22 protein-coding genes are annotated in these 23,240 nt (G+C 45.4%); 18 read left to right on the forward strand and 4 right to left on the reverse strand.

The features are described 5' to 3' along the window. Positions 1–189: 189 nt before the first annotated feature. The 5 genes from ACFQ1X_RS12285 to ACFQ1X_RS12305 all read left to right on the forward strand — a co-directional run bounded on the left by ACFQ1X_RS12285 (position 190) and on the right by ACFQ1X_RS12305 (position 3,578). On the forward strand, positions 190–663 hold the full coding sequence (locus ACFQ1X_RS12285; RefSeq protein ID WP_144839270.1) for a GNAT family N-acetyltransferase: 474 nt from the start codon (positions 190–192) through the stop codon (positions 661–663). Between the two features lie 182 nt (positions 664–845). Continuing rightward, on the forward strand, positions 846–1,259 hold the full coding sequence (locus ACFQ1X_RS12290) for an NUDIX hydrolase (protein WP_379082751.1): 414 nt from the start codon (positions 846–848) through the stop codon (positions 1,257–1,259). 25 nt (positions 1,260–1,284) lie between these two features. After that, on the forward strand, positions 1,285–2,445 hold the full coding sequence (locus ACFQ1X_RS12295) for a PstS family phosphate ABC transporter substrate-binding protein (RefSeq protein WP_144839268.1): 1,161 nt from the start codon (positions 1,285–1,287) through the stop codon (positions 2,443–2,445). Positions 2,446–2,508: 63 nt separating this feature from the next. Next, on the forward strand, positions 2,509–2,664 hold the full coding sequence (locus tag ACFQ1X_RS12300; protein WP_379082754.1) for a hypothetical protein: 156 nt from the start codon (positions 2,509–2,511) through the stop codon (positions 2,662–2,664). A 221-nt stretch (positions 2,665–2,885) separates the two neighbouring features. Beyond that, positions 2,886–3,578 carry an STAS domain-containing protein gene (locus ACFQ1X_RS12305; RefSeq protein WP_379082757.1) on the forward strand — a complete coding sequence of 231 codons (693 nt, stop codon included), beginning with the start codon at positions 2,886–2,888 and terminating at the stop codon, positions 3,576–3,578. A gap of 100 nt (positions 3,579–3,678) precedes the next feature. Here ACFQ1X_RS12305 and ACFQ1X_RS12310 read toward each other — a convergent pair whose 3' ends face one another. Continuing rightward, the gene (locus ACFQ1X_RS12310) at positions 3,679–4,005 is read right to left on the reverse strand and encodes a winged helix-turn-helix transcriptional regulator (RefSeq protein ID WP_144839264.1); all 327 of its coding nucleotides are present in this window, start codon (positions 4,003–4,005) and stop codon (positions 3,679–3,681) included. A 136-nt stretch (positions 4,006–4,141) separates the two neighbouring features. Between ACFQ1X_RS12310 and ACFQ1X_RS12315 the strand changes: the two genes are divergently transcribed. Further along, on the forward strand, positions 4,142–4,993 hold the full coding sequence (locus tag ACFQ1X_RS12315) for a VOC family protein (protein WP_144839262.1): 852 nt from the start codon (positions 4,142–4,144) through the stop codon (positions 4,991–4,993). 45 nt (positions 4,994–5,038) lie between these two features. Here ACFQ1X_RS12315 and ACFQ1X_RS12320 read toward each other — a convergent pair whose 3' ends face one another. After that, positions 5,039–5,293 (reverse strand): hypothetical protein, encoded by a 255-nt coding sequence (locus ACFQ1X_RS12320; RefSeq protein ID WP_144839260.1) that lies wholly within the window; start codon positions 5,291–5,293, stop codon positions 5,039–5,041. Between the two features lie 130 nt (positions 5,294–5,423). On the opposite strand from ACFQ1X_RS12320, the gene ACFQ1X_RS12325 reads away from it, so the two are divergent. The 4 genes from ACFQ1X_RS12325 to ACFQ1X_RS12340 all read left to right on the forward strand — a co-directional run bounded on the left by ACFQ1X_RS12325 (position 5,424) and on the right by ACFQ1X_RS12340 (position 10,553). Continuing rightward, a complete protein-coding gene (locus tag ACFQ1X_RS12325; protein ID WP_379082762.1) occupies positions 5,424–6,494 on the forward strand; it encodes an NAD(P)H-dependent flavin oxidoreductase in 1,071 nt (356 codons plus the stop codon). Positions 6,495–6,584: 90 nt separating this feature from the next. Next, entirely contained in the window at positions 6,585–7,412 is an 828-nt protein-coding gene (locus ACFQ1X_RS12330; RefSeq protein WP_144839256.1) for a DUF368 domain-containing protein, read from the forward strand. Positions 7,413–7,535: 123 nt separating this feature from the next. Further along, positions 7,536–9,227 (forward strand): hypothetical protein, encoded by a 1,692-nt coding sequence (locus ACFQ1X_RS12335; protein WP_144839254.1) that lies wholly within the window; start codon positions 7,536–7,538, stop codon positions 9,225–9,227. Positions 9,228–9,440: 213 nt separating this feature from the next. Then, a complete protein-coding gene (locus ACFQ1X_RS12340) occupies positions 9,441–10,553 on the forward strand; it encodes a CAP domain-containing protein (protein WP_379082765.1) in 1,113 nt (370 codons plus the stop codon). Between the two features lie 546 nt (positions 10,554–11,099). On the opposite strand, the gene ACFQ1X_RS12345 is transcribed toward ACFQ1X_RS12340, so the two are convergent. Continuing rightward, positions 11,100–11,930, reverse strand: coding sequence for an undecaprenyl-diphosphate phosphatase (locus ACFQ1X_RS12345; protein WP_144839250.1), 831 nt, complete (start codon positions 11,928–11,930; stop codon positions 11,100–11,102). A 142-nt stretch (positions 11,931–12,072) separates the two neighbouring features. Between ACFQ1X_RS12345 and ACFQ1X_RS12350 the strand changes: the two genes are divergently transcribed. From ACFQ1X_RS12350 to ACFQ1X_RS12370, 5 genes are all read left to right on the forward strand, one after another. Then, positions 12,073–13,152, forward strand: coding sequence for an AI-2E family transporter (locus ACFQ1X_RS12350; protein WP_144839248.1), 1,080 nt, complete (start codon positions 12,073–12,075; stop codon positions 13,150–13,152). Between the two features lie 110 nt (positions 13,153–13,262). Then, entirely contained in the window at positions 13,263–13,706 is a 444-nt protein-coding gene (locus tag ACFQ1X_RS12355) for a MarR family winged helix-turn-helix transcriptional regulator (RefSeq protein ID WP_144839246.1), read from the forward strand. Between the two features lie 3 nt (positions 13,707–13,709). After that, positions 13,710–16,340, forward strand: a complete 2,631-nt coding sequence (locus ACFQ1X_RS12360) for an MMPL family transporter (protein ID WP_144839244.1) — start codon at positions 13,710–13,712, stop codon at positions 16,338–16,340. A 143-nt stretch (positions 16,341–16,483) separates the two neighbouring features. Further along, a complete protein-coding gene (locus ACFQ1X_RS12365; RefSeq protein ID WP_144839242.1) occupies positions 16,484–16,939 on the forward strand; it encodes a hypothetical protein in 456 nt (151 codons plus the stop codon). A gap of 213 nt (positions 16,940–17,152) precedes the next feature. Then, complete coding sequence (locus tag ACFQ1X_RS12370; protein ID WP_144839240.1) at positions 17,153–18,796, forward strand: serine hydrolase; 1,644 nt, start codon at positions 17,153–17,155, stop codon at positions 18,794–18,796. A gap of 334 nt (positions 18,797–19,130) precedes the next feature. Here ACFQ1X_RS12370 and ACFQ1X_RS12375 read toward each other — a convergent pair whose 3' ends face one another. Next, positions 19,131–19,331 (reverse strand): cold-shock protein, encoded by a 201-nt coding sequence (locus tag ACFQ1X_RS12375; protein WP_006830093.1) that lies wholly within the window; start codon positions 19,329–19,331, stop codon positions 19,131–19,133. A gap of 229 nt (positions 19,332–19,560) precedes the next feature. Between ACFQ1X_RS12375 and ACFQ1X_RS12380 the strand changes: the two genes are divergently transcribed. The 3 genes from ACFQ1X_RS12380 to ACFQ1X_RS12390 all read left to right on the forward strand — a co-directional run bounded on the left by ACFQ1X_RS12380 (position 19,561) and on the right by ACFQ1X_RS12390 (position 22,848). Further along, positions 19,561–20,088 (forward strand): P-loop NTPase family protein, encoded by a 528-nt coding sequence (locus ACFQ1X_RS12380; protein ID WP_144839238.1) that lies wholly within the window; start codon positions 19,561–19,563, stop codon positions 20,086–20,088. A 97-nt stretch (positions 20,089–20,185) separates the two neighbouring features. Continuing rightward, the gene (locus ACFQ1X_RS12385) at positions 20,186–20,902 is read left to right on the forward strand and encodes a hypothetical protein (RefSeq protein WP_144839236.1); all 717 of its coding nucleotides are present in this window, start codon (positions 20,186–20,188) and stop codon (positions 20,900–20,902) included. 455 nt (positions 20,903–21,357) lie between these two features. Next, on the forward strand, positions 21,358–22,848 hold the full coding sequence (locus tag ACFQ1X_RS12390) for a UDP-N-acetylmuramoyl-L-alanyl-D-glutamate--2,6-diaminopimelate ligase (RefSeq protein WP_144839233.1): 1,491 nt from the start codon (positions 21,358–21,360) through the stop codon (positions 22,846–22,848). Positions 22,849–23,240 lie beyond the last annotated feature (392 nt).

Here is a 23,240-nt window from a genome sequence, read left to right on the forward strand (position 1 = left end):
GTGACCATCCCCTCGGCCTTTTTTTATGTGGAAATTTCGAAAGGTGAACAAAGTATAGTTTATATTTATGAGAAAATTCCGAAAATCTGTGGAAATCGGCTGCTGACTTCTATACACTGAAATAGAACCGTGATACAAAGCAATGGATGCTAAAAACGAGAAAAAATATGGACCGGAGGAGGACACAGCATGCCGATGAACATACAAGTGATTGAAGACTTGAACAAAGTTGATGTTTCGAAATTAGTGGATGAAAGCGAAGCGGAGGGATACCGTTTTTTGAGACGGCTGGTGAACCAGTATGAAGATGGTACAAATACATTCAATAAAGCTGGGGAAGTGTTGTATGGTGTATGGGATCATACTGGGGAATTGGTGGCAATCGGAGGATTGAACAGAGATCCTTACTCCGACAAAAGCGGTGTCGGCCGTCTCCGCAGATTTTACATTTCTGAGCATGTCCGCAGGCAAGGGATCGGCACAAAATTATTGAAAGAGATTGTGAATTACGGCAAAGGCCATTTCAGTGAACTGGTCGTTCGGACCGATTCATCTTCAGCAGACGCCTTTTACCGGGCGAACGGTTTTACCGGTGACCTTGGTATGCCGGAAGCAACTCATCATATTACACTTAACAATGAGTATTCCAAAGAAGCAAAATAATACCCGGCCGCCGAGAAATTGTCGGCGGTTTTTTTCTGTAGAAATATTTTGGGGGCAATCCCCGAAATGCGGTAATATATGGTATCTTGAAAAAAGATGAACATGTAATTTAATTAGAAAAACCGTAAATCTGTAACGGCAATGAATAATTTCCATAGAAAAAATAAGTTGGGAGTGATTTGATGGAAATGGAAAATTGGAAAGGCGCAGCAGGCATCTGCATCAACGACGCGAACGAAGTCCTGTTGGTTTTGCAGGGACCGCCTGGTGAAGAGAAGAAATGGGGGGTACCATCAGGGCCGCCGGAAGAGGATGAAACACTTGAACAAAGCTGCATTCGAGAATTTTCTGAGGTGACAGGTTTGGAAGTGCGAATTCTCAGGAGCTTGGGAGTGAAGGAAGACAGCTTCGACAATGCGGATGTATCAGTGGAATTACACTATTTCCTGGTGGAAATTGTCGGAGGACAGCTCACAGCGTGGGAGGAAGATCCCTGGATCCGGGAAATTGTCTGGCAGCCGATTGGGAATCTCGAAACATTGGATTTGGCTGATCCCGAAGAAGCGGAACTGATCAGGTCACTGCTCGAAAATTAGAGACGGAACATGGGGGATGGGAAATATGGATAGGGCTGGCAGAGTGATGCTGAATATTTTTTATTTAGTGTTATTTTTTGTATTTGGAGCACCGTTTCTGTTTATTGTTCTGCTGAATGGAGATTTTCATTTAATCGGCCCGATTGCTTCTGTGATTTTTGCAGTGTGGCTGCTGTATTTATTTTCGGCCATCGATTTATACAAGAAGCCTAAGGGAAAAAGGATTGCCGCTGGTGTTATTGTGCTTTGTTTAATGATCGGTGCTTCATTTTCCATCCCGCACTATTACAAGCAAAGCTTCGCGCAGGTCGACGGGGAAGTGGAACTTTATGAATATGAAGCATTTACGGGCAGTGACAAGCTCGCGCGACTGGATGCACCGGCGAGTTTTAAAATAGAAAGGGATTTGCCTAAGCTGGACGGCGCTACAGCGCTCTATCCGCTGTATGCTGCTTTCACCGAAGCGGTTTACCCGAAAGGAAGTTACCCTGTATACGATCCCGGCTTCAGCAAAGTCGTGTCGACGACAACACGGGAAGCTTATGACCGGCTCCTGGAAGGGGAGACCGACATCATCTTTGTGGCCGGCCCGTCAATCGGCCATCAGAAAATGGCTGAAGCCAAAGGGATTGAACTCCAAATGACGCCGATCGGCCGGGAAGCTTTCGTCTTTTTCGTCAACTCCCGAAATCCGGTGGACGGCTTGAGCAGTGACGAAATAAGAAGCATCTATTCGGGGGAAGTTACAAACTGGAAAGATGTCGGTGGCAGCAATAATTCAATTCGCGCATTCCAGCGGCCAGTGGACAGCGGCAGCCAGACACAATTCATCAAGTTTATGGAAGATACGCCGATTGAAGAGCCTGAAATCGAAGAAATGGCTTCCGGGATGGGCGGCATCATCAGTGAAGTGGCAAGCTACAGAAATTATAAAAATGCCATCGGCTATACATTCCGTTTTTTCTCAGTGGAAATGATCCGGAATGATGAGATCAAACTATTGGCAATTGACGGAGTCGAACCGGCGATTGAAACGATCCGTTTCGGCGAATACCCTCTGGCTGCGGAATTTTATGCCGTAACCGCAGGGTCTGAAAATCCGAATGTCCAGCCTTTCATTGACTGGATTTTGTCTGAAGAAGGCCAGAAATTAATAGAGGAAACCGGTTTTGTTTCCGTCGAGTGAAGGATTAGAATTTGGCGGAGCGGGTATTTTATGGAGTAATAAACCCTTAGAGGAGGGGAAGGCATGAAAAAGGATAAAGAAAATCACGAAGGTGAAGAATTGATTCCTGAAGTCGAGCCCCGACGCAATGCGCCAAACGATAAAGAAATGGACCCTATGCCGAATCGCGATTTGGAGTATGAAGAAAACTCCAACGAAAAATACAGAGACCAAAATTAACAGCTAAGAGGAAGCAAGTCTTTGCGGGCTTGCTTTTTTTATTGCTGGCGGAGGGAATTCACTGGTGACGGAATAATTATCGCTGAGCTCTTTAATGTGTCATAATGAAGCAAGTTTAATAATTTGAAATTGAAGGAGCAAAAAGAAACATGGCTGCTATTGGTTCTATACCAACTACGATCTCATTACTCAACGCGCTTGATCATATAGGAGAAACTATCATGATTGCTGATACGTCCTATAACATTACCTGGATGAACTCCGAAGCATGCCGTTTGCTGACGGAAGTTGCGCCTTTATATGGAATTGATGATTGTGAAGAATTCATCGGAAAAAATATGGACATTTTTCATAAAGTGCCTGAGCATCAAAGAAAGATGATGAATGAGTTGAAAGATGTTCATCGTGCGCGCATCAATATCCGCGGTGAATTTGTTACGGATATAGTGGTCACGCCCATCCTGAATGAAGAAAGCCGTATTGACGGTTATATTATCATGCTGATGGATGTCACCACTCAGGCTGAAGAGCAGGAACGCGCCAAAAAGATGATTAAGGAATTATCGATACCGATGCTGCACGTTTGGGACAGGACGATTGCGCTTCCCCTGATCGGGCAGTTTGATAAGACGCGATCCGATCAGCTGGTCGCCACTGTCCTGACTGAATGCGCAAATAAAAGCATTGAATATGTATTGGTCGATTTAAGTGGTATTACAGAATTCGAGAATCAGATTCGTTATCAGATTCAGATGATGACAGATAGCCTGAACCTTATTGGCACCTCCTGTATTCTGGTTGGAATCAGTCCCAAATTGGCGATGTCGATTGTTCAGCTTGAAAGCGGTACTCCGACCTTCAGCTCAGCCTATTCCGGCTTGCAATACATTATGGAAAAACAGAACGAATATTGATTCTGCCATTTGCGCTTTTTAGCGTAAATGGTTTTTTTATACGGAACTGAGGAAAATAAAACAAAGCAAAAGCGGCCACCTGAATATCAGATGGACCGCTTTATTTTGATTCAACAGGCGCTTCGATCCAAACCTGGGACCAGCTTTGGATTTCATCCATAACAGGTTTCAGTGACCGGCCTTTTTGGGTCAGTTCGTATTCAATGCGGACAGGAGTTTCCGGGTAGACGGTGCGTGATACCAAACCTTGAGATTCGAGGTTTTTCAGACGCTCAGACAGGAGACGTCCACTGATGCCGATCACTTCGGTCAAATTGCTGAAGCGCTGCGGACCTGACAAGAGCTGATAAATGATTAATCCCGTCCAGCGTTGGCTGAGGATAGAAATAGCAATTTCAAAACGCGGGCAGATGACGGATGTGTCCATATATGCTCACTCCTTTACAAATATAATAGCACAGCTCCCCTCTGTAATAAAAGAATTAAGTTACTTGACACCTTATAGTAACTAAATTACAATTTGTTACATAAAGTAACTAACTCAATGGAATGAGGACTGTTTTATGAACTTCCATCAAAAGCCTGTAACCTATACAGACGAAGTCGGATTGAAAGTGTTGAACTTGAAAGAAATGAAAAAATTCTATCAGGAAACGCTCGGATTCCAGGTGATTTCTGAAGCAGATACTGAAGTTCGATTAGGAACGGATGGCAAAAGTCTGGTAAGACTCACTGCCACTGAAGGATTGCAGCCGAAACGCGCCCGTTATACGGGCTTATATCATTTTGCGATTTTATTGCCGGACCGCAAAGAACTGGGGAAAATTTTACTGCATCTCCACCAGCAGGGTATCCGTGTCGGTTCATCGGATCACTTGGTAAGTGAAGCGCTCTATTTATCCGATCCGGAAGGCAACGGTATCGAAATTTACCGTGACCGCGATCCGGAAGAATGGAGCTGGAGCAACGGAGAAGTGGCGATGGCCGTTGATCCGCTTGATGCAGAAGGCATACTGAGAGAAACAGGTCTGGCAAATGAGGCCTGGAGCGGAATGCCCGCAGGGACTGTAATGGGCCATGTCCATCTTCATGTATCGAATTTGCCGGAAGCGCAAAATTTCTATACCGAAGGACTCGGGTTTGAAGTTATGACTTCAATGGGCGGCCAGGCATTATTTCTTGCTGACCAGAAATACCATCATCACATCGGACTGAATATCTGGAACGGCATCGGCATTCCGGCGCTACCGAAAAATGAGGCTGGCCTTGATTTCTATACATTGATTTTCGAGGATGAAGCGAAACGCAGCCAGGTTACTGAGCGCCTTCGTACCCTTGGTGCCCAAGTGACAGAGGACGAGAGCTACTGGGAAACGACTGATCCATCAGGTATTACAATCCGGTTGGCGGTTTAATAAAGACGGATAAAACCCGGCTCATTTGAAATGAGCCGGGTTTTTCTATTCATCAATGGAAAGCCGGGGACAGCTGTGCCCATTTTCCATCTGATATACAATGTCACCGTTTTCTTCGGATAAGTTGGAAGCCATGTGCCCCTCTGCCTGGACAGAGTGATTTGCGCGCATTTCCTGATAAGCCAGTTGGCGTTCCTGGCTTTTTAAATCTTCAAGTGGATTTCCATAGAAGGATAACAGGATTGCCCCACATGCAGCAGTTATTAAAGTGATGCCCAAAAATGAAAGGAATCCCTTCATGTGAAACCCCGCTTTCTACAATTTGCTTACTATATGAAACGTAGAACAAGCAGAAAGGTTCCTTGTTGAAGTGCGCTGCCGTCTGAGTGATACTGAAGTCAAAGGAAATATGCATAGGGAGGGATTCAGAGTGCTTTCATTACAGACAGAGGTTTGTCATATATTCGGAATCGAATTTCCTATAATCCAGGCGGGAATGGCTGGTGGACCGGCAACTTCGGAATTGGCTGCAGCGGTCAGTAACGCAGGTGGATTGGGTACGTTAGGAGCGGCTTATCTGGAGCCGGAAGCAATGCGCAAGGCAATTGATGATATAAAAGCGACTACCCGAAAACCATTTGCAGTCAATATTTTCACTTCCAAAGATAAAGATGATTTTTCACGGATTGAAGAAGTGCAACAGGGACTGGCCGCTTTCCGAAAAGAACTGGATATCGAGAAACCTGTTATTTCAAATTCAGCGGATTGGAGCCGGCAGCAATTTGAAATTTGTCTGGAAATGGGCGTTCCTGTCATCAGCACAGCTTTTGGTTTATTGGATGAAGAACAGATGAAAGCCGCAAAGTCAGCAGGAATAAAAACGATCGCGATGGCGACGACGGTTGAGGAAGCGGCAATGGCTGAGCAATCAGGTGTGGACGCTGTTGTTGCGCAAGGAAGTGAAGCGGGCGGTCATCGAGGTACCTTTTCCCTGAAGGATCATCCGGATGGTGCCCAGATCGGAACAATGTCACTGGTTCCGCAAATCGTGGATGCTGTCAGGATTCCGGTCATTGCAGCGGGTGGCATTACAGATGGACGCGGACTTGCGGCGGCTCTCACACTTGGCGCAGCCGCTGTTCAGATAGGTACGCGGTTTTTGCTTGCGGAAGAAGCGGGAACGCATCCCGCTTATCAGCAAAAGATCTTGGATTCGACGGAAGAACACACAATTGTCACCAAAAGTTTTTCCGGACGTCCTGCTCGTGCCATCAAAAATCGCTTTATAAAAGAATTTGAAGAGGCGGGAACCAAAGCTTTGCCTTTTCCGTCTCATAATACAGTGACAAGGGATATAAGAAATGCAGCCGCCAAACAGGGCAATAGTGAACTCATGTCGCTGTGGGCAGGGCAGTCGCTGCGGCTCGTGAACAAGAAGATGCCGGCAGCCCGAATGATTCGGGAAATCATCGGGGAAGCTAATGGGATTTTAAGAGATTAGCGCTTTGGAATCAATAGATTTCTACGGGAAATTTGCCTGTGGCATGCTATACTTATAACTGTGATTTTTTAAAAAGAGGAGATTGGCAAAATGGAATGGAAAAATATATACCGCGGCATTCTGATGGGAATCAGTGATCTGATACCTGGCGTCAGCGGAGGGACTATCGCGTTTATCCTGGGGATTTATGATCGCTTGCTGGAAGCCATCAGCGGATTTTTCAGCCGGGAATGGAAAAAACATCTGGGCTTTTTGATTCCTCTGGTGATGGGGGTTGGCGTTACTCTGCTTTTATTCAGCCGCGTAATTGAATTTTTGCTCGACAACCATTACGAAGCGACACAATTCTTTTTCATGGGGCTGATTTTGGGTGTCATTCCGTATATTATGAAACAGGCTGAAGTGAAACAGAATTTCACGAAACGCCATTTCGCAATCTTGGTTCTCATCGGAATTGCCTTGGCTTCAACCGCTTTTATCGGAACGACTGAAGATATTATACCGACTGAGGAATTGAGTTTATCCGTATTCTTTGTCCTCTTTTTCTCCGGCTGGCTCGCCTCTATGGCAATGCTGCTTCCGGGAATCAGTGGGTCATTCATTCTTTTGCTGCTGGGTGTATATACTACGGCAATCAATGCTTTGTCGACTTTGAATATTCCCATTATCCTGACGATCGGCGCCGGCGTTATGGTCGGATTTATCATCAGCAGCAAAGCAATCCGCTATCTGCTTGAAAACTTCACTTATGTGACGTATGCGGCAATCATCGGATTGATTCTTGGTTCACTGTTTGTCGTATTCCCAGGTTTTGCTTCTGACACATTCACTTTAGTGACAAGCCTTATTACATTCACAGTTGGACTGGTGTTCACTCTGCTGTTCAGCTCGCCAAAGAAAACGGCTATAACCGACTAAGCAATCCAATCGACAGCCCGACAGCCCTCAGAGAGAGGCTGTCTATTTTTTTTGAAACTTTTGAAGGTTGAAATCGTATAACTCTATATAAGAAAAATTTTGAAGAAGACATGAGGTTTTACTATGAGCAGTATTTTATTGTTTGGCGCAATTGGCGCCTTGGTGATGGCTTTGATCATTACTCCTCTTACCGCAGGAAAGTCCAACGGAAATGAAGAGGGCGGGGGAACGTTTTCCGCTTTGGCAGCTGTATTTGCCATTGTCTTCGTACTGGCGTTTGTTGCTATTGGAATATATTATTATGTTTTTAATATGGATCGCAATATTTCGTCGCTTTGGCCATTTGTATTAGTGGCGACTGTTCTCGGAACTATGTTCTCCAAAGGGATGGAGCAGAAAGCGAAAACCGTGTTGCTCCTAGGGGCGCTTGTTGCGTCAGCCTATATCCTGGCTGCACCTTTGTTCAATGCCACGGAAAAATTCGAATCAGTGGAAATGAAACAGGAAGTCGAGCTCGAAGCATTCGATGAAGCAAAAACGCCGGCAAGTGTGCCTCCGCAATTTGCCCGCAATAAAATGAAAAAAGCGTTTGGGCAAGTGCCGGACACGAGCTATTATGAACTGGGTAACCTACAGATCCAAAAAGTGAACGACGATTATGTCTATATTGCACCGGTGGAATTCTCCGGATTCTTCAAATGGTGGAATGCCGATTCCACACCGGGCTATTTTACAATGAGTGCCACAGATGCGTCAGCCAATCCGAAGTTTATTAAAGCAGAAATGGTCTACACACCTTCTTCTTATTTCGGCAAGAACATCGAACGCCAAATGCGGAATGAAAATCCACAGGCTGTCTTTTACGGGGCACCGCAGCTTGAAGTTGATGAAGAAGGAAAACCGTATTACATCCGCTCATTCGGAGATTTCATTTCGGCGAGAAATGGTTTTGATGTTACAGGCATCGCCGTGGTTGATCCGGTAACGGGAGAAAGTGTTAATTACTCGCTCGACGAAGTACCGGCTTTCATCGACGGCGCGGTTTCTCCGGAATCTGTCAGTCTTGAGAACAGTTATTTCGGAAATTATGCGAATGGGTTCCTGAATAGCAAATTCAGTAAGAAAGATGTGAAACTTCCTTCGGATGAAGGAACGGAAGCAAATGTCAGCCCGATTTTTGATGCGCAGGGGGACATGTATTATTTTACAGATTTCACGAGTCCAAAAGAAGGTGTCGACTCCATGCTCGGCTACTCGCTGACTAATGCACGGACGGGCTCTTCCACCTTCTTTACAGGAAGTCTCGAAGATTCGTATATGGATTCACAAGGCAACTTGCAGATTATCGAAAAGCAATTTATTGAAAAACAATGGTCCGGTGAAATGCCGGTCCTGTACAATTTTTACGGCGAAGCAAGCTGGCTGACGCCTGTGCTGGATTCCAACGGATTCCTGCAGAATTACTTTATCGTGTCAGCGGCCAATCCGGAAATTTCGGTTTTTGCGGAAACGCCGAATGATGCACTGCGCCTTTATCAGACCGCGCTGCAAAGAGGCGGCAGTATCGTCGATGGCAGCTCGGAAGCACCGGAAGCTGAAACTTCAGGAGTCGTTGAGCGCGTTTTCAAAGAAAAAACCGGGGACTATACAATTGTGTCTTTCCTGCTCGAAGATGGGACAAATTACATTGTGTCCTCTGACAGCAGTCCGCTGTCCATCTATTTGGAAGTGGGAGATGCGGTAAATGTTCGATACGCGGACAGTGGCGAGCTATTTTTGCCCGTAAAGGAATTGGAAATCGAAGCAATAGAATAGAATAAACCCTTTGCCTTTTACGGGCAGAGGGTTTTTTAGTCAATGAAAGCACACGATAATAGTACCCTGTTATTTGGAAATAAAAGAGGGAAAATCTATCGTTTTAACAACGACTTTAAAAATTGTCTCTATTCGAGGTTCATTTTACTTTATAGAAGGGAATCCAAAGATTAAACTGAACAGAAGAGGTGATGGCTCGTGCGGAAAATATTCATGTTGCTGATAATTTTAATGCTGTTATTTTTCGCGCGGCCGATTTGGGAAGAGCCGGTCGGTGAATATGTGGATTTGAGTTTTCTGGATAGTGTGGACGACGCCATTGAAAATCTGGCTGCGGATGCAAACGTGACGATTGCCCTGGATGATGCGAAGGAATTTACATCCCGCCTCGCGAGCCAACTGCAGGCGTTAGTGTTGACGAGTACCAGTCAAATGCCGGAAGCTGTTGAAAAACCCGAGCTGTCAGAGACGGACTCCCTGTTTGCGATCCATAACGTAACACTTGGCATGTCCAAAGAAGAGGCGCAGGCAAAAGTGGGATTGCCGCTTCGGCTGATGAGAAATGAATACGGAAGCGACTGGCACAGTTATCACACGAATTACCAGAATTACGTTTTACTTTCCTATAATAAGGATGGAAATGTCGATGGTATGTTTACCAATCAGGATATAATCTCTTCTACGGAAGGCATCACGATGCAGTCAAATAAAGAAGAGGTGCGAAATCTGCTGGGTGTTCCACTGAAAAGTCTGCAAAAAGGGAATGTGCAATACATTCTTGATACGAGGGAAGAATATGATCTGTTCAAAGTGGACCATTTGTATGTGACGGTCTTTTATGATATACACGAAGAAAGCACAGTGACCGCTCTTCAGGTCATCCATGAAGATCTTGAGAAGGAACGCCAGGAAATTTACGCTGCTCCGAACGATGAAATCCGTGAAGGATATGAATACCTGTTGTTCGAGTTGACCAATTCTGCGCGTATCCAGCGGGAATTGCCGTTGTTGAAATGGGATCAGGAGGCAATGCTGACAGCCCGAAAACACAGTGAAGACATGGCGGAAAATGAATATTTCAACCATACCAATATAGACGGGGAGTCTCCGTTTGACCGTATGTCAAATGATGGAATCGACTTTTTCGTTGCCGGTGAAAATCTGGCTTATGGCCAGTACAGCAGCATTTTTGCCCATGAAGGACTGATGAATTCAATGGGCCACAGAGAAAATATCGTCAAGCCTGATTTCGGCTATCTGGGAGTCGGTGCAGCATACAATAACGAAAACCAGCCATTTTATACAGCCAATTTCTTTAATAGGTGACACCGAAAAGCGACAGCGCCCGTTAAGCTCTGAAAGGCATAAGACGGATCAGCAGAGTGGCGTCTTTTGCCACGGCAGCTGAGCTGGCTTATGACCCGAAGAGCTGGGCCGCTGGAGTCTGGACAGAGAAAAGCGACAGCGAGAGATTGGCCCGACCTTTTTTGGGCCAATCTTTTGCGACGAAGCAGCGAAGCGATGCAGGAGCACTGTGGTTTGGCTTATGACCCGAAGAGCTGGGCCGCTGGAGTCTGGACAATAGAAAAGCGACAGCGAGAGATTGGCCCGACCTTTTTTGGGCCAATCTTTTGCGACGAAGCAGCGAAGCGATGCAGGAGCACTGTGGTTTGACTTATGACCCGAAGAGCTGGGCCGCTGGAGTCTGGACAGAGAAAAGCGACAGCGCCCGGAATTTTCCGGGCTTTTTTATTTGCGGTAAAATTTTTGCGGAATTGAAACCATTCGGATTTGCGTCCGTAAGATAAGAGTGCTGAAAACATAAAAAAACTGACCCCTTTCAAGGGATCAGCAAGCTTACCGTATTTTTCATTAATTAAGCAAAAACCATGCAAGAACAACAAGCGGTCCGACAACGAAGCAGTAAATCGCGAAATATTTCAGTTGCCCTTTAGCCATGATATTCATGAACCATTTAAGGGAGAAATAAGAAGCGACCAGCGAACCGGCAAATGCCATGATATACGGCACAGCCAAAGTAGAAAGATTGTCATCGTTTAAAATGTCGGAAATGCTCAGGACAGCACCGCCGAGGCTGATTGGGATGAACAGCAGGAAAGAAAAGCGCAAAGCCGTTTCCTGATTGATGCCCCTTGCCATGGCAGCGACGATGGTCGCGCCGCTTCGGCTGATTCCGGGTATCAACGCGACAGATTGGGATACACCAATAATGATGGCGTCTTTCATCGTCATCCCGCCATCTTTCCGTTTGCCGTGGATATCACGGATCAGCCACAGTGCCACACCGGTAATGACGAGTGTGATGCCGACCGTCACCACAGTCGACAGGTAATCGTCAATGGTGTCCTGGAAAAGCAAGCCAATAATGGCTGCAGGAATGGTCGCTACCACCAAATAGACGATGAACATGAAGTCGCGGGTGGTTTCTTCGTCTTTGACTTTGAAGAATCGCAGTCCGTTAACGATTAAACGCTGAATATCATGTCGGTAAATGATAAGAACCGCAATCAGTGAAGCTGTATTGACAAGCAGCGCAAAGGTGGAGACGCTGCCTTCGATTTCAACATCGAGAAAATATTGGGCAATCAGTAAATGTCCGCTTGAAGAAATTGGGATCGGTTCCGTCAGCCCTTGAAATAAACCGAGCAGCAAAAATTTTATGGTAAGCCATAATTGTTCCATTGAAATAACTCCTTCTTCGTGTTTATGTACGGCCATGTTTACAGACGCAACAGAATTAATAAAGTTCGCTTTCACAAAGAATAATAATAACATAATTTAATGGTAAACTGGGTATACCCATAAAATAAAAGGAGTGAAATCTTTGACAAACAAACTGTGGTTCCAGGCAGGAGTCGGAATTATCCTGGCTTTAGTCATTATTCGTTTATTTATTGAAGTACAAGGGATATTCGATCCGTTGTTCATCATTGCGGGAACAATCTTCGTACCATTGCTCCTTGGAGGAGTGCTGTTTTATCTGACACGCCCAATTCTTTATTTGCTTGAAAAGCGGGGACTTCCCAAATGGGCATCAATCATAAGCATCATCTTGATGATTGTTCTGGTATTTTGGATTCTTTATGCAATGATCGGACCCGTTATTACGGATGAGGTCAATTCACTGGTGGATAATGCACCGGGCATCGTTGAAGATGTAGAAGAATACGCCCAATACGTATTGGATCAGCGGAGCAGGTTGCCTGATAGCGTCCAGGAACAGATTAATGGCATGACAAGCAGCATCGGGGATTGGGCGAGCAACATCGGCTCAGTATTGATGTCGTTCATTACCGGATTGATTTCAGGAATCGTGTCGCTGATTCTTGTGCCGTTCTTCTTAATTTACCTATTGATTGACCACAGAAAATTTGTGCCGTTCGTCTCCGGATTCTTTTCAGGAGAGCGTAAATCATGGATTATCAAAACGTTGCAGGACATTGATAGAACATTGAGAGCTTATATCCAGGGACAATTATTTGTCAGCTTCCTGGTAGGACTCATGCTGCTGGTCGGATATCTGATCATCGGACTGGAATATGCCCTATTATTGGCGCTGATCGGCATGGTGACGAATGTCATCCCGTTCTTGGGGCCGTATATCGCAGTTATTCCGGCATTCATCATCGCGTTGGTGACTGATCCGGTCAATGCGATCTGGGTACTGGTCATCATGCTGGTAGCCCAGCAGATCGAAGGAAACCTGATTACGCCGAACGTCATGGGCAGTGCACTGGATGTTCACCCACTGACAGTCATCACATTAATACTGGCAGCGGGTAATATCGCCGGCTTATGGGGAATCATTCTTGCGATTCCGGTTTATGCGGTGTTGAAGTCGGTTGCGAAAAATATTTATGCAAGGCGTCAGGAAATAGGGAAAACAGCTACGCGAGACGTTTGATATAACCTCCATGAATGAAATGTTCATGGGGGTTATTTTTGTGCCCCTAAATCCTTGACGAATAATAGTCTACCCCCTAAACTAATTAGTAGTTTAGGGGGTAGACTATTTTGGATCAACGAATAAAAGAGGCGGTGGACCTTTTCACAGACGTGATGGTCTACGGGACAGAAAAAGTCATTAAATCTGTCGACCATCCGTTATGGAAGGAATATTCACCGGAACAGATGCAGATGCTGAAGCTGATCAGCAAAGAAGAGCGTATCACTTCCAGTCGCCTGGCGGTTTTACAGTCCGTACATAAATCAGCAATTTCGAGCCGTATAAAAAAATTGCTGCAAAAAGAACTGATTCGCATAGCCGAAACAGAAGACAAGCGGACTAAAGTGCTGGAGATTACAGATGCCGGCAGGGAAGTGCTGCAGCAATCCGACAAGGCGCTGACGGACTACTTCGAAAAACTGCTGTCCGAACAGATCGAAGACCAGGAAATCGAGCAGTTCCTCATCATTTTCCGCAAATTGAAAGAGATTCTAAAAATGGATGGAGTGTAAATTGTGAAGACAGTATTAAAACTCAAATGGCCGATTGTAATCGGCTTAATCATACTGACAGCAGTTCTTTTCCTGCTTGCACCTAACTTGACCGAACAGGCAGAAGAGGCGGGATCATTCCAGCTTGCTGAAGATGCTTCGTCGCAAATGGCAGCGGATATTCTGGCGGATGCAGGAACCTCTGCACAAACCATTTCCATAGTCATTCCGCTGGAGTCGGAATTGGATGATGCAACGCGCAGCACACTTGATCAAATCGCGACAGATGTGGAAGCCATCGGGGATCCGGTGACATCTGTACTCAATCCGGTGGAAAGTGAAGAACTGGAAGAGCAGTTGGTTTCAGAAGACGGTGAAACGGTTCTGATTCCAATTACGCTGGACGGTTCGATTGAAGAAGTGAACCAGGTGGCGGATGAAATCCGTGAAACCGTCATTCCTTCCGATTTAACAGCCTATATTACAGGCGAAGCGATTATCAGTAATGACGTGAATATCAGTGCCCAGGAAGGCCTGAAGCGTACAGAAATCATCACAGTCGTGCTGATTTTCGGCTTGCTGCTGGCTGTGTTCCGTTCAATTGTGACACCATTCATACCGCTTGTGGCTGTGGGCATTTCCTATTTGCTCAGCCAATCAATCGTGGCATTCTTCATCGATTGGTTTGGATTCCCTGTTTCAAACTATACACAAATATTCCTGGTGGCGATTCTTTTCGGTATTGGAACCGATTATTGTATTCTGCTTCTCAGCCGTTACAAGGAAGAGCTCTCTTCCGGGCACGGTGTGGAGGAAGCGATCGTCAACACGTATAAAACGGCGGGCCGCACACTGCTGATCAGTGGCCTGGCTGTATTTATCGGTTTTTCAGCCATCGGTTTCGCGGAATTCCCGATTTTTAAATCGGCGGTTGCTGTAGCAGTAGGGATTTTCGTCCTGCTGGTCGTCCTGTTTACCGTTGTGCCGTTCTTTATGGCTGTATTGAAAGAGAAATTATTCTGGCCATCAAAGAAATCCGCTTCGCATTCCGACAGCAAAATCTGGATCTGGATGAGTAAGTTATCGATCAACCGTCCATTGTTGTCGATGATCGTTGTAGCGCTCATTACCGTGCCGCTGCTGTTTACGTATGATAATGATTTATCTTTCAACACAGTCGATGAAATCGGCGGCGAATATGAATCGGTAAAAGGCCTTCGCGCGATTGAAGATGGTTTTGGCCAAGGCGAATCTTTGCCGGTCCAGGTTATTTTCAAGTCAGAAGAATCTTTGACAAATGAAGAAACGATACCATATTACGAATTGGTCAGCCGTGAACTTGAAAAAATTGACGGTGTCGATTCTGTTCGTGCCATTACACGGCCGACAGGAGAAGTCATTGAGGAATTGTATGTTGATGAGCAATTGGGTTTATTGGCAGATGGAATAACTGAAGCCCGCAATGGTCTTGGTGAAGTTCAGGCCGGTCTTACGGAAATTGAAGCGAATCTGTCCGATATTGGCGAACAGTCCGGAGGAGCGGGCGGACTTGGTGATGCAGCTGCTGGTCTTGGCCAGCTGAACGATCAGCTTGCGCAGGTCACTCAAGGTCTGCAGCAAACCGGCAATATCCAGCAGACGGTCGGGGCATTGACGCAAATCAGCGGCGGTCTTACAGAAATTGAGCAGGGCCTCCAAGGGGCGGCCGGCCAGACTGGAGAGCTTGGTGCCGGTATCGGTCAACTCGCTGAAGGAATCGCCTCCGCAAATGATGGACTGGCTGAAATTGAAACCGGTCTGGCAGAAGCGGCGGGTATGATGCAGGAGATGAGCGACAGCGAATCCGTGCGTGCAACCGGGTTGTTCATTCCCGAAGGGACGCTGGACGATGAAGAATTTCAACAGGTCTTTGACCGCTATACTTTTGCTGATGAAACAGGTGTGATGATGGAAGTCATCCTCGCCGAAGATCCATATTCACCTGAAGCCATCGATACGGTGGCGGAAATCAAGGAAACAGTCGAACGAACCACAACCGCAACTCCACTTGAAGATGCGGAAATTGCTTTTGGTGGAATCGCCAGCATCAACAGCGATTTGCAGGATGTATCTTCAAGCGACTTTACGAACACCGTCGTAATCATGCTTGTCAGCCTGTTTATCGTTCTGGCGATCCTGTTCCGTTCGTTGATCATGCCGTTATATATGATCGGTTCGCTCCTGTTGACGTATTACACTTCGATCGCTATTGCAGAGTTAATATTCGTCAATGGACTTGGCTTTGACGGCATCAGCTGGGCGGTGCCATTCTTCGGCTTTGTGATGCTCGTTGCCCTTGGCGTCGATTATTCGATTTTCCTGCTCGACCGTTTCCGTGAAGAATCATTCAACGGCATTACGGTGCGGGATGCGATGTATACCTCGATGGCGAAAATGGGGACGGTCATCATTACGGCAGCGATTATCCTGGCTGGTACATTCGGCGCCATGATGCCATCCGGGGTATTAAGCCTAGTGCAAATAGCGACCATTGTTGTGACAGGTCTGTTGCTTTACGGCTTAGTTGTACTGCCTCTGCTGATTCCGGCAATTTCGGTTTCATTCGACCGCGGCGTCTGGTGGCCATTTGGCAACCGCAACAGCAGAAAAAAATAATATGACCTCAAAAGCTGCAGGGCACCGCTGTATTGGCATGGTGTGCCTGCGGCTTTTTTGTCTCCTTTTCAGATTTTAATGAAAATACGAATGGCATGTTATAATAACTGGAGAATGAAAAAACGAAACGGGGTTTATGCATTATGCTTACTTTTGAGCAAAAACTGGAAATCATTGAATCATTTCCGGAACTGACACGCAAAGACGTGTCAATGAAACGTGTTAATTTTCATTACGAAGAAAGCCTTTATGACAAAAAAATAGTGGTCTATCATTTGCATCCGACGGGCAATGGCTTTGTCTATGTCGGCAACTTGCCGCATTACGAAGCGGACAAAAAAGGTTTCGTCAATATTCGTGACTTTTCCGAAAAGGAATTGCGCAGCATCCTTGCCGACTCTTTGGATTACCTGTCGCTGGAACCGGAACCGCCATACGATAAAACATGGACGAACCGGGAGAACGAGAAAGTGGACTTGGTGTATGACGAGCCGTTCTGGAATGTCTATGCCGGAAAAAATCTCGAGGAAAGCTTCGGAACCTTCAGCGATGCCGAAGATTACCTGATGGACCAGGGATTTAAAGAACCGAAACAATGATAGAAAGAACTCTTCCTTTTGGGGAAGAGTTTTTTATGTAAATGAAAGAAAAAGGGACAATCGCTGATAAACCGGGAAAAATCGCTGATAAACCCCGCGAAATCGCTGATAAACTGAAAAAAATCGCCGATAAACTGAAATTTCGGTATTATTCATGTCAGAATGAGGAAAAATCATCCGAATTTCGGTATGCTTGAAGCAGGGAGTGATGACATGTTCAAGAAAGTGACTTTATATACAAACAAGCTGAACGAAGTGAAAGGCTTTTACGAATACCAATTGGGTTTTCGCATTGTTGAAGAAGATGATTCGAGTTTTATGCTGGCAATCGGAGAGTCTCAACTCATTTTCCGAAAGTCCGAGCGGCCGGCTTTTTACCATTTCGCCTTCAATATTCCCGGCAACCAGTTCACTCTTGCGAAAGGATGGGCAAAATCACGCGTCGAGTTGAACCGCCAGGAAGGCATGGATGAAATCTACTATGCGAACTTCGATGCCGATGCATTTTATTTCCAGGATCCTGCCGGTAATATCGTGGAATTCCTGGGACGCAGGAATGTAGATAAAATGGGGGATTTCACTGTCGATTCATTGCTGAACATCAGCGAAGTCAGCATCACCACTCCGCATGTAGCGGAAGTCGGCAAAGGGATTGAAGATATGGAGATTCCGGTTCGCGGCAATAAAGGAATAGAACCTGATTCTTTGAACTTCCTCGGACAAGGGGCGGCATTCATCATTCTTGTGGCACCAAAGAGAACCTGGTATTTCTCTAAAAAGAAGAGCGAAGTTCATCCATTGTCAATCGAACTGACAGATGGACGGCAAATCGATATCGATGAAGAAGGGAACTTTGGCACCGAGGTTCCTGAAAACCCCCTTTCGGACCGTTTGGAAGAAATGGAATTCTCCGGAGCTGCCATGCTGAAAACAGATGAAGTCTGGGCGATAGCCAAAGGAATGGCGGACCGTGCCAATGCTCGTCCGAATGCCGTGGACACTCGTTTTGGCATTGCTTCAGGCTGCAAAATCTTTACGGCTGTAGCGATTGCGCAATTGGTTGAAGAAGGGAAATTGGCATTTGAAGACCTTCTTTCCGAACTGTTGCCCGACGATTTCCCGGAATTCCCTGTCACGATCCATCAATTATTAACGCATACTTCCGGCATTCCGGATTATTTCGATGAATCGGTCATGGACGATTTCGAGGAACTTTGGCAGAAACACCCGATGTACCAAATGAAGAGCACGAGAGATTTTCTTCCTCTTTTTAAAGATAAACCAATGATGTTTGAACCGGGTGAAAAATTCCAGTACAATAATGCAGGATTTATTGCGCTCGGCCTGGTTGTTGAAAAATTGACCGGCCAGTCATTTACTGATGTAGTCGAAGAGCGGATTTTCCGTCGATCGGGTATGGAAAGATCGGGCTATTTCCAATTAGATCGCCTGCCGGCAGAAACGGCCAACGGCTATATTGAAGAGGACTTGACGTGGCGCACGAACCAATATGCGATTCCGGTAAAAGGCGGCGCGGATGGAGGCGCTTATGTAACTGCAGCGGATATGTCGGCTTTCTGGACACATCTGATGAACCATAGCTTGTTGTCCGAAGAATCGACCCGCAATTTGCTGGCGACTCATACCGCTGACGGGGAAAATTATTACGGTTATGGCGTGTGGATTGAAAAATCAGGAGCCGAGATCCGGAAATACCATGTAATGGGCTACGATCCGGGAGTCAGCTTCCATTCCGGCTATTATCCGTCGAATGGCAGCACGCTGACAGTGTTATCAAATGAAAGCGCAGGGGCGCTTGATGTCATCAAATTGATTGAACAGGAAAAACTTAACTGAAAATCGCAAAGGAGCAGAAGCTTATGAGCGGAAAAAAACTGGCTTTATTCATCATCTTTGGAACAATTGCCGTAGCGGCATTGATCTTCCTGGTTTTCCAGCTTTATTTCATGCTGAATTAAGTACGAAGATCTTTCAAATAAAAAAGGGAAGAGGGAATCCGCATAATTGCAGATTCCCTCTTTCTTCAGTTTCGGAAGATAAAGTTTTCTGGAAGTGTAATATTTCAGGCATTAAAATCATCGGAAAATAAAATATAGAATCCTTTTTAAAAAAGAAAACAAAAAAAAACGAATTCTTCCGAAGAAGAATTCGTTAATAAGTTTTATTTGAATTAAGCTTTTTGTACGTTAGTAGCTTGAAGACCGCGTTGGCCTTGCTCGATGTCAAACGTTACTTCTTGACCTTCGTCAAGTGATTTAAAGCCTTCGCTTTGGATTGCAGAGAAATGTACGAATACATCGTCGCCGCCTTCGCGTTCGATGAAGCCAAATCCTTTTTCTGAGTTAAACCATTTTACTTTACCTTGTTCCATGTGTGTTTCCTCCTCGTATGCTTTCGCATACATTGTATTACTATCCTTGCTCAAATCTTGCAGATGAACATCTGACACTTTGTAAAAAGTTATCCGAACAAAAATAATTCTTCCTTAGAATAACACGCTCATATTCATAATGCAAGCTTTTAATGAAAATTGACCCTCTGGCGTAAAATACTTTCTTTAATTATACTGATAGAACGATAGTGAACGTAGGGGTGAAAAGATGAAAAAGATTATTGTGGCAGGCGTCTCAGCAGGGGTGGGGAAATCCACATTTGCCAGGAAACTCGGAAACGAGCTCGATTTATCGGTGCATCATCTTGATGCGTTTTATTGGAAATCTGGTTGGATTGAAAGGGACAAGGAAGAATTTAAAAAGATTCAGCGCCAGCTTGTCGAAGCCGACCAGTGGATCATAGAAGGAAACTACGCCAGTTCAATGGAAATCCGGTTGGCACAAGCAGATACTTTCATTTACCTTGAGCTGCCTTTAAGGGTCTGCATATACCGGGTTCTAAAGCGTTGGATAGATAATCAGGGTAAAACACGCCCTGATATGGCGGAAGGCTGTTCGGAGAAAATGGATAAAGAGTTTTTGAAATTCATTATGACAACCTATGCTTCGCGCAAAAAAGCGATGCGTAAACGCGCTGCTGATTTCGAAGCTTCCGGTCCAGACCGCAAGGCCATAATTCTGCAATCAAAAAAGCAGATTAACAATTTTTTAAATGATTTTCACCAGATCAAATAATTATCTAATTTGCGGTAAAATTTAAAAAACTTACTCTTTTATCATAAAATAAATGGTACTATAAAAGTACAAATCCGAAAGCTTGGGGGAGGTAGAGATGAAAGCTCTATATGAGGGCACGATAACCAATCAGTTACTTCGGAAAAAACTGACTCTGCGCATGAAACGGCTTTATCTCGAAGATTTGCCGGCAATTGAACAAGTCCAGGAAACGGTGATCGCAGCCATGCGCGAAAAAACGACATTGCAGCCTTTGTCGACTGAAGAATTTCTTTTCATCCTCAACGAGCGGGGCCTGATGGTCGGGGCATATGCAGGGGAAGAATTGATCGGCTTCCGTGCATTGCTGATTCCGGAAATTGATGAAGAGCATCTCGGTTATGATATCGGCCTTCCCGAAGTAGAATTGCCGAAAGTGATTTATCAGGAGATTTCAGCCGTGCTTCCTGCATATAGGGGGAACAGGCTGCAGCAAAAGCTGGCCGATGTCATCATGAAGGAACTTCCAAAACTGTCCGGAAATTTCCGCTATGTCTGCTGCACAGTTGCCCCCATGAACATACCGAGCCTGAAGGATAAATTCACGCAGGATATGTACATCGCCACCCTTACTGAGAAATATGGCAGCAAGGAACGCTATGTGTGTGTCAAAGACCTGGAAAATCCTTCACTCGGCTATGCCGACTTTACGGCCGCCAAACTGGATGACTTCAACAGGCAGCACCAATTATTCGATGCCGGCTACGTAGGCATAAACTTTCAGATGAAAAACGGCTTCCATGAAATCCAATTCGTAAAACCCATCCTTCAATAGAATGGGTTTTTTCAGGGTGTCGAGAAACCGGCAACTTCTCTAATCAATTTGCTCTAGGCAGATGATTTCTTATCTGCAATCAAGTTTTTGCGACGAAGCAGCGAAGCGAGGCAACGGTTTTTCATGGCCCGAAGCTAGCGTATGCGATGCACGACAGGGACAAGAGCAAAGGTTTGGCAAGCAAGCTGTTTTGCAGAATATTAAATTCTATAGATTATTAGTTCAACTCCTAGAACAGTCTCATAAGCTTTTGCTTTTTTGAGCCTTTTTTTTGGTTTCATAACGACTTACAAAGGGAAAAGCATAGGAGAATAGTATGAAATTATTTGTATAACCGTTTTGAGACTCTTACATTATTTTATTGCGGCTTAAGGAATGATAGAATAGTAATAAGAATTTCTCTGAAATGGTAAATTTATACTGCAATGGAAAAATGGTTATGTAAGGAGCATCCTATGAAAATTCAATTTAAAGAAATTCCCCAATTTGCACTGCTTTCCTTAAGCGGACCCGAAACTCAGGAAATAACCTCAATTGTCTATAACTCAGTGGAGGCCCAGGAAGGCTCCGCTTTCTTTTGTGTGACCGGAGAAAATACTGATGGACATTTATATATTGATGAAGCGATAGAAAATGGCGCCTGTGCAATCATTGGAACAAACAAAACTATCCTGGAGCACTATCATGAATTGTTTCCCGAGCTGACAATTGTGTTGGTGGAAAATTCGAAAGCTGCTATGGCATATGCGTCGATCCATTTTTATGGAAATCCCCAGGAGCAGCTTATCAATGTGGGGGTCACCGGCACAAATGGCAAAACGACCACTGCCACTTACGTTTACAATCTGTTTAATCTGCTGGATTTCCCATGCGGTTTCTTGGGTACAACCGGCATCTGGTCTTCGAAAGGCAAGCTTTCCTATAAAAAAAGTACACCGACTACACCTATTTCTTCAGATATACATAATATCTTTTCGCAGCTGGCAGTTCAGGGAGACCGGGCTGCTGCAATGGAAGTTTCTTCTATTGCCCTGGATCAGAAAAGAGTGGAAGGCATTGTATTTGATGTTGCGATCCATACAAATATTTCCGAGGAGCATATGGAATACCATAAAACCTTCACACATTATCTGCAGTCGAAATTGGAATTGTTTCGCCAGGCTAAAGCGGCTGTTGTCAATTTGGATGATGCCGGGATGTCGAAAGACATTCTTGAAATCGCAGATTATCCGTACCTGACGTATAGTGCTGATTTGAACTCCGGTGCCGACCTGATTTGGGGGAATTGTGAGACGACGACGAATGGATTGGCGTTTAATCTTATTTATAAGGAAGAAAGCCGGCGTGTTGAAGTTCCTTTATTTGGTGAATACAACGCGGGGAATTTAACGGCGGCGATTGCGGCGGCTTTATTGGCAGGGAAGTCCCTCGACGAAATTTTGCTTGCTCTGCCTGACATGCCGCAAGTGGAAGGCCGTTTTCAAGTGCTTTCAGGGCCACAAGGCCGTAAGATTATCCTTGATTATGCTCATACCCCTGTCGCAATCGACCTGGTTTTAAAGGAAGTAAAGAAATTGCCGCATCGGCGCCTCATTGCCTTGATTGCGGGCATTGGGATCCGTGACTTTTCAAAGATGCCGAAGATGGCGAAAGCGTCAGAAGGAAAAGCGGATACGATTATTGTGACAGTGGACCACCCCGGTTTTAATGATCCCAGTGATGTGGTGGACGCGGTAGTCAAAGGCTTTACGGTTCCGTATAAACAGGAAGTTGTTAAAGTTCCTTCAAGAAGGGAAGCTGTGATTGAGGCGTTAAAAGCGAGCGGGCCGGATGATATCATCCTGTTGTCCAGCGGCTGCATCAACGGCGCCCAAATTGTAAAAGGGGAGCACATCCCCCATTCGGATGAAGCGATCATCGAGGAATTCTTTTTGCAACAAAAATAGCAATTTTTAACTTGTTTTAAAAGATGATATTGGTATTAACCGATATTCCGCAATACAGCTTCGCTTGCCAAAACCCGTGCTCCTGCATCGCTTCGCTGCTTCGTCGCAAAGAGTTGCCCTCGCAGGCTTCGGCCAACTCTTCGCTGTTTTGCTCCATATCTTTAAAGAGTCTTCTAAAAATGATGAGTTTGGAAAATTTACTTTCAAAGCCAGTATCTAGGTATTTAGCAGAGTCTGAATGAAGCGGCAGGGGGCGACTCCTTCGGGAGCAGTGAAGGAGCAAAGCGACTGAGCGAAGTGAGACTGAGACCCCGCAGGGAAGGTTTGACCGAACAGCATTCGGTCGAACCTTTGCGACGAAGCGTAAAGCGCTGCAGGAGCATCGGTTTTTC

It is taken from the genome of Metaplanococcus flavidus (assembly GCF_042675885.1).
Taxonomy (GTDB): Bacteria; Bacillota; Bacilli; order Bacillales_A; family Planococcaceae; genus Planococcus; species Planococcus flavidus.

What these genes read in the sequence shown, in the direction of transcription:
- ACFQ1X_RS12285 (WP_144839270.1), top strand. Translation starts at nt 190, where the DNA reads ATGCCGATGAACATACAAGTGATTGAAGACTTGAACAAAGTTGATGTT.
- ACFQ1X_RS12290 (WP_379082751.1), top strand. Translation starts at nt 846, where the DNA reads ATGGAAATGGAAAATTGGAAAGGCGCAGCAGGCATCTGCATCAACGAC.
- ACFQ1X_RS12295 (WP_144839268.1), top strand. Translation starts at nt 1,285, where the DNA reads ATGGATAGGGCTGGCAGAGTGATGCTGAATATTTTTTATTTAGTGTTA.
- ACFQ1X_RS12300 (WP_379082754.1), top strand. Translation starts at nt 2,509, where the DNA reads ATGAAAAAGGATAAAGAAAATCACGAAGGTGAAGAATTGATTCCTGAA.
- ACFQ1X_RS12305 (WP_379082757.1), top strand. Translation starts at nt 2,886, where the DNA reads ATGATTGCTGATACGTCCTATAACATTACCTGGATGAACTCCGAAGCA.
- ACFQ1X_RS12310 (WP_144839264.1), bottom strand. Translation starts at nt 4,005, where the DNA reads ATGGACACATCCGTCATCTGCCCGCGTTTTGAAATTGCTATTTCTATC.
- ACFQ1X_RS12315 (WP_144839262.1), top strand. Translation starts at nt 4,142, where the DNA reads ATGAACTTCCATCAAAAGCCTGTAACCTATACAGACGAAGTCGGATTG.
- ACFQ1X_RS12320 (WP_144839260.1), bottom strand. Translation starts at nt 5,293, where the DNA reads ATGAAGGGATTCCTTTCATTTTTGGGCATCACTTTAATAACTGCTGCA.
- ACFQ1X_RS12330 (WP_144839256.1), top strand. Translation starts at nt 6,585, where the DNA reads ATGGAATGGAAAAATATATACCGCGGCATTCTGATGGGAATCAGTGAT.
- ACFQ1X_RS12335 (WP_144839254.1), top strand. Translation starts at nt 7,536, where the DNA reads ATGAGCAGTATTTTATTGTTTGGCGCAATTGGCGCCTTGGTGATGGCT.
- ACFQ1X_RS12340 (WP_379082765.1), top strand. Translation starts at nt 9,441, where the DNA reads ATGTTGCTGATAATTTTAATGCTGTTATTTTTCGCGCGGCCGATTTGG.
- ACFQ1X_RS12345 (WP_144839250.1), bottom strand. Translation starts at nt 11,930, where the DNA reads ATGGAACAATTATGGCTTACCATAAAATTTTTGCTGCTCGGTTTATTT.
- ACFQ1X_RS12365 (WP_144839242.1), top strand. Translation starts at nt 16,484, where the DNA reads ATGCTTACTTTTGAGCAAAAACTGGAAATCATTGAATCATTTCCGGAA.
- ACFQ1X_RS12370 (WP_144839240.1), top strand. Translation starts at nt 17,153, where the DNA reads ATGTTCAAGAAAGTGACTTTATATACAAACAAGCTGAACGAAGTGAAA.
- ACFQ1X_RS12375 (WP_006830093.1), bottom strand. Translation starts at nt 19,331, where the DNA reads ATGGAACAAGGTAAAGTAAAATGGTTTAACTCAGAAAAAGGATTTGGC.
- ACFQ1X_RS12380 (WP_144839238.1), top strand. Translation starts at nt 19,561, where the DNA reads ATGAAAAAGATTATTGTGGCAGGCGTCTCAGCAGGGGTGGGGAAATCC.
- ACFQ1X_RS12385 (WP_144839236.1), top strand. Translation starts at nt 20,186, where the DNA reads ATGAAAGCTCTATATGAGGGCACGATAACCAATCAGTTACTTCGGAAA.
- ACFQ1X_RS12390 (WP_144839233.1), top strand. Translation starts at nt 21,358, where the DNA reads ATGAAAATTCAATTTAAAGAAATTCCCCAATTTGCACTGCTTTCCTTA.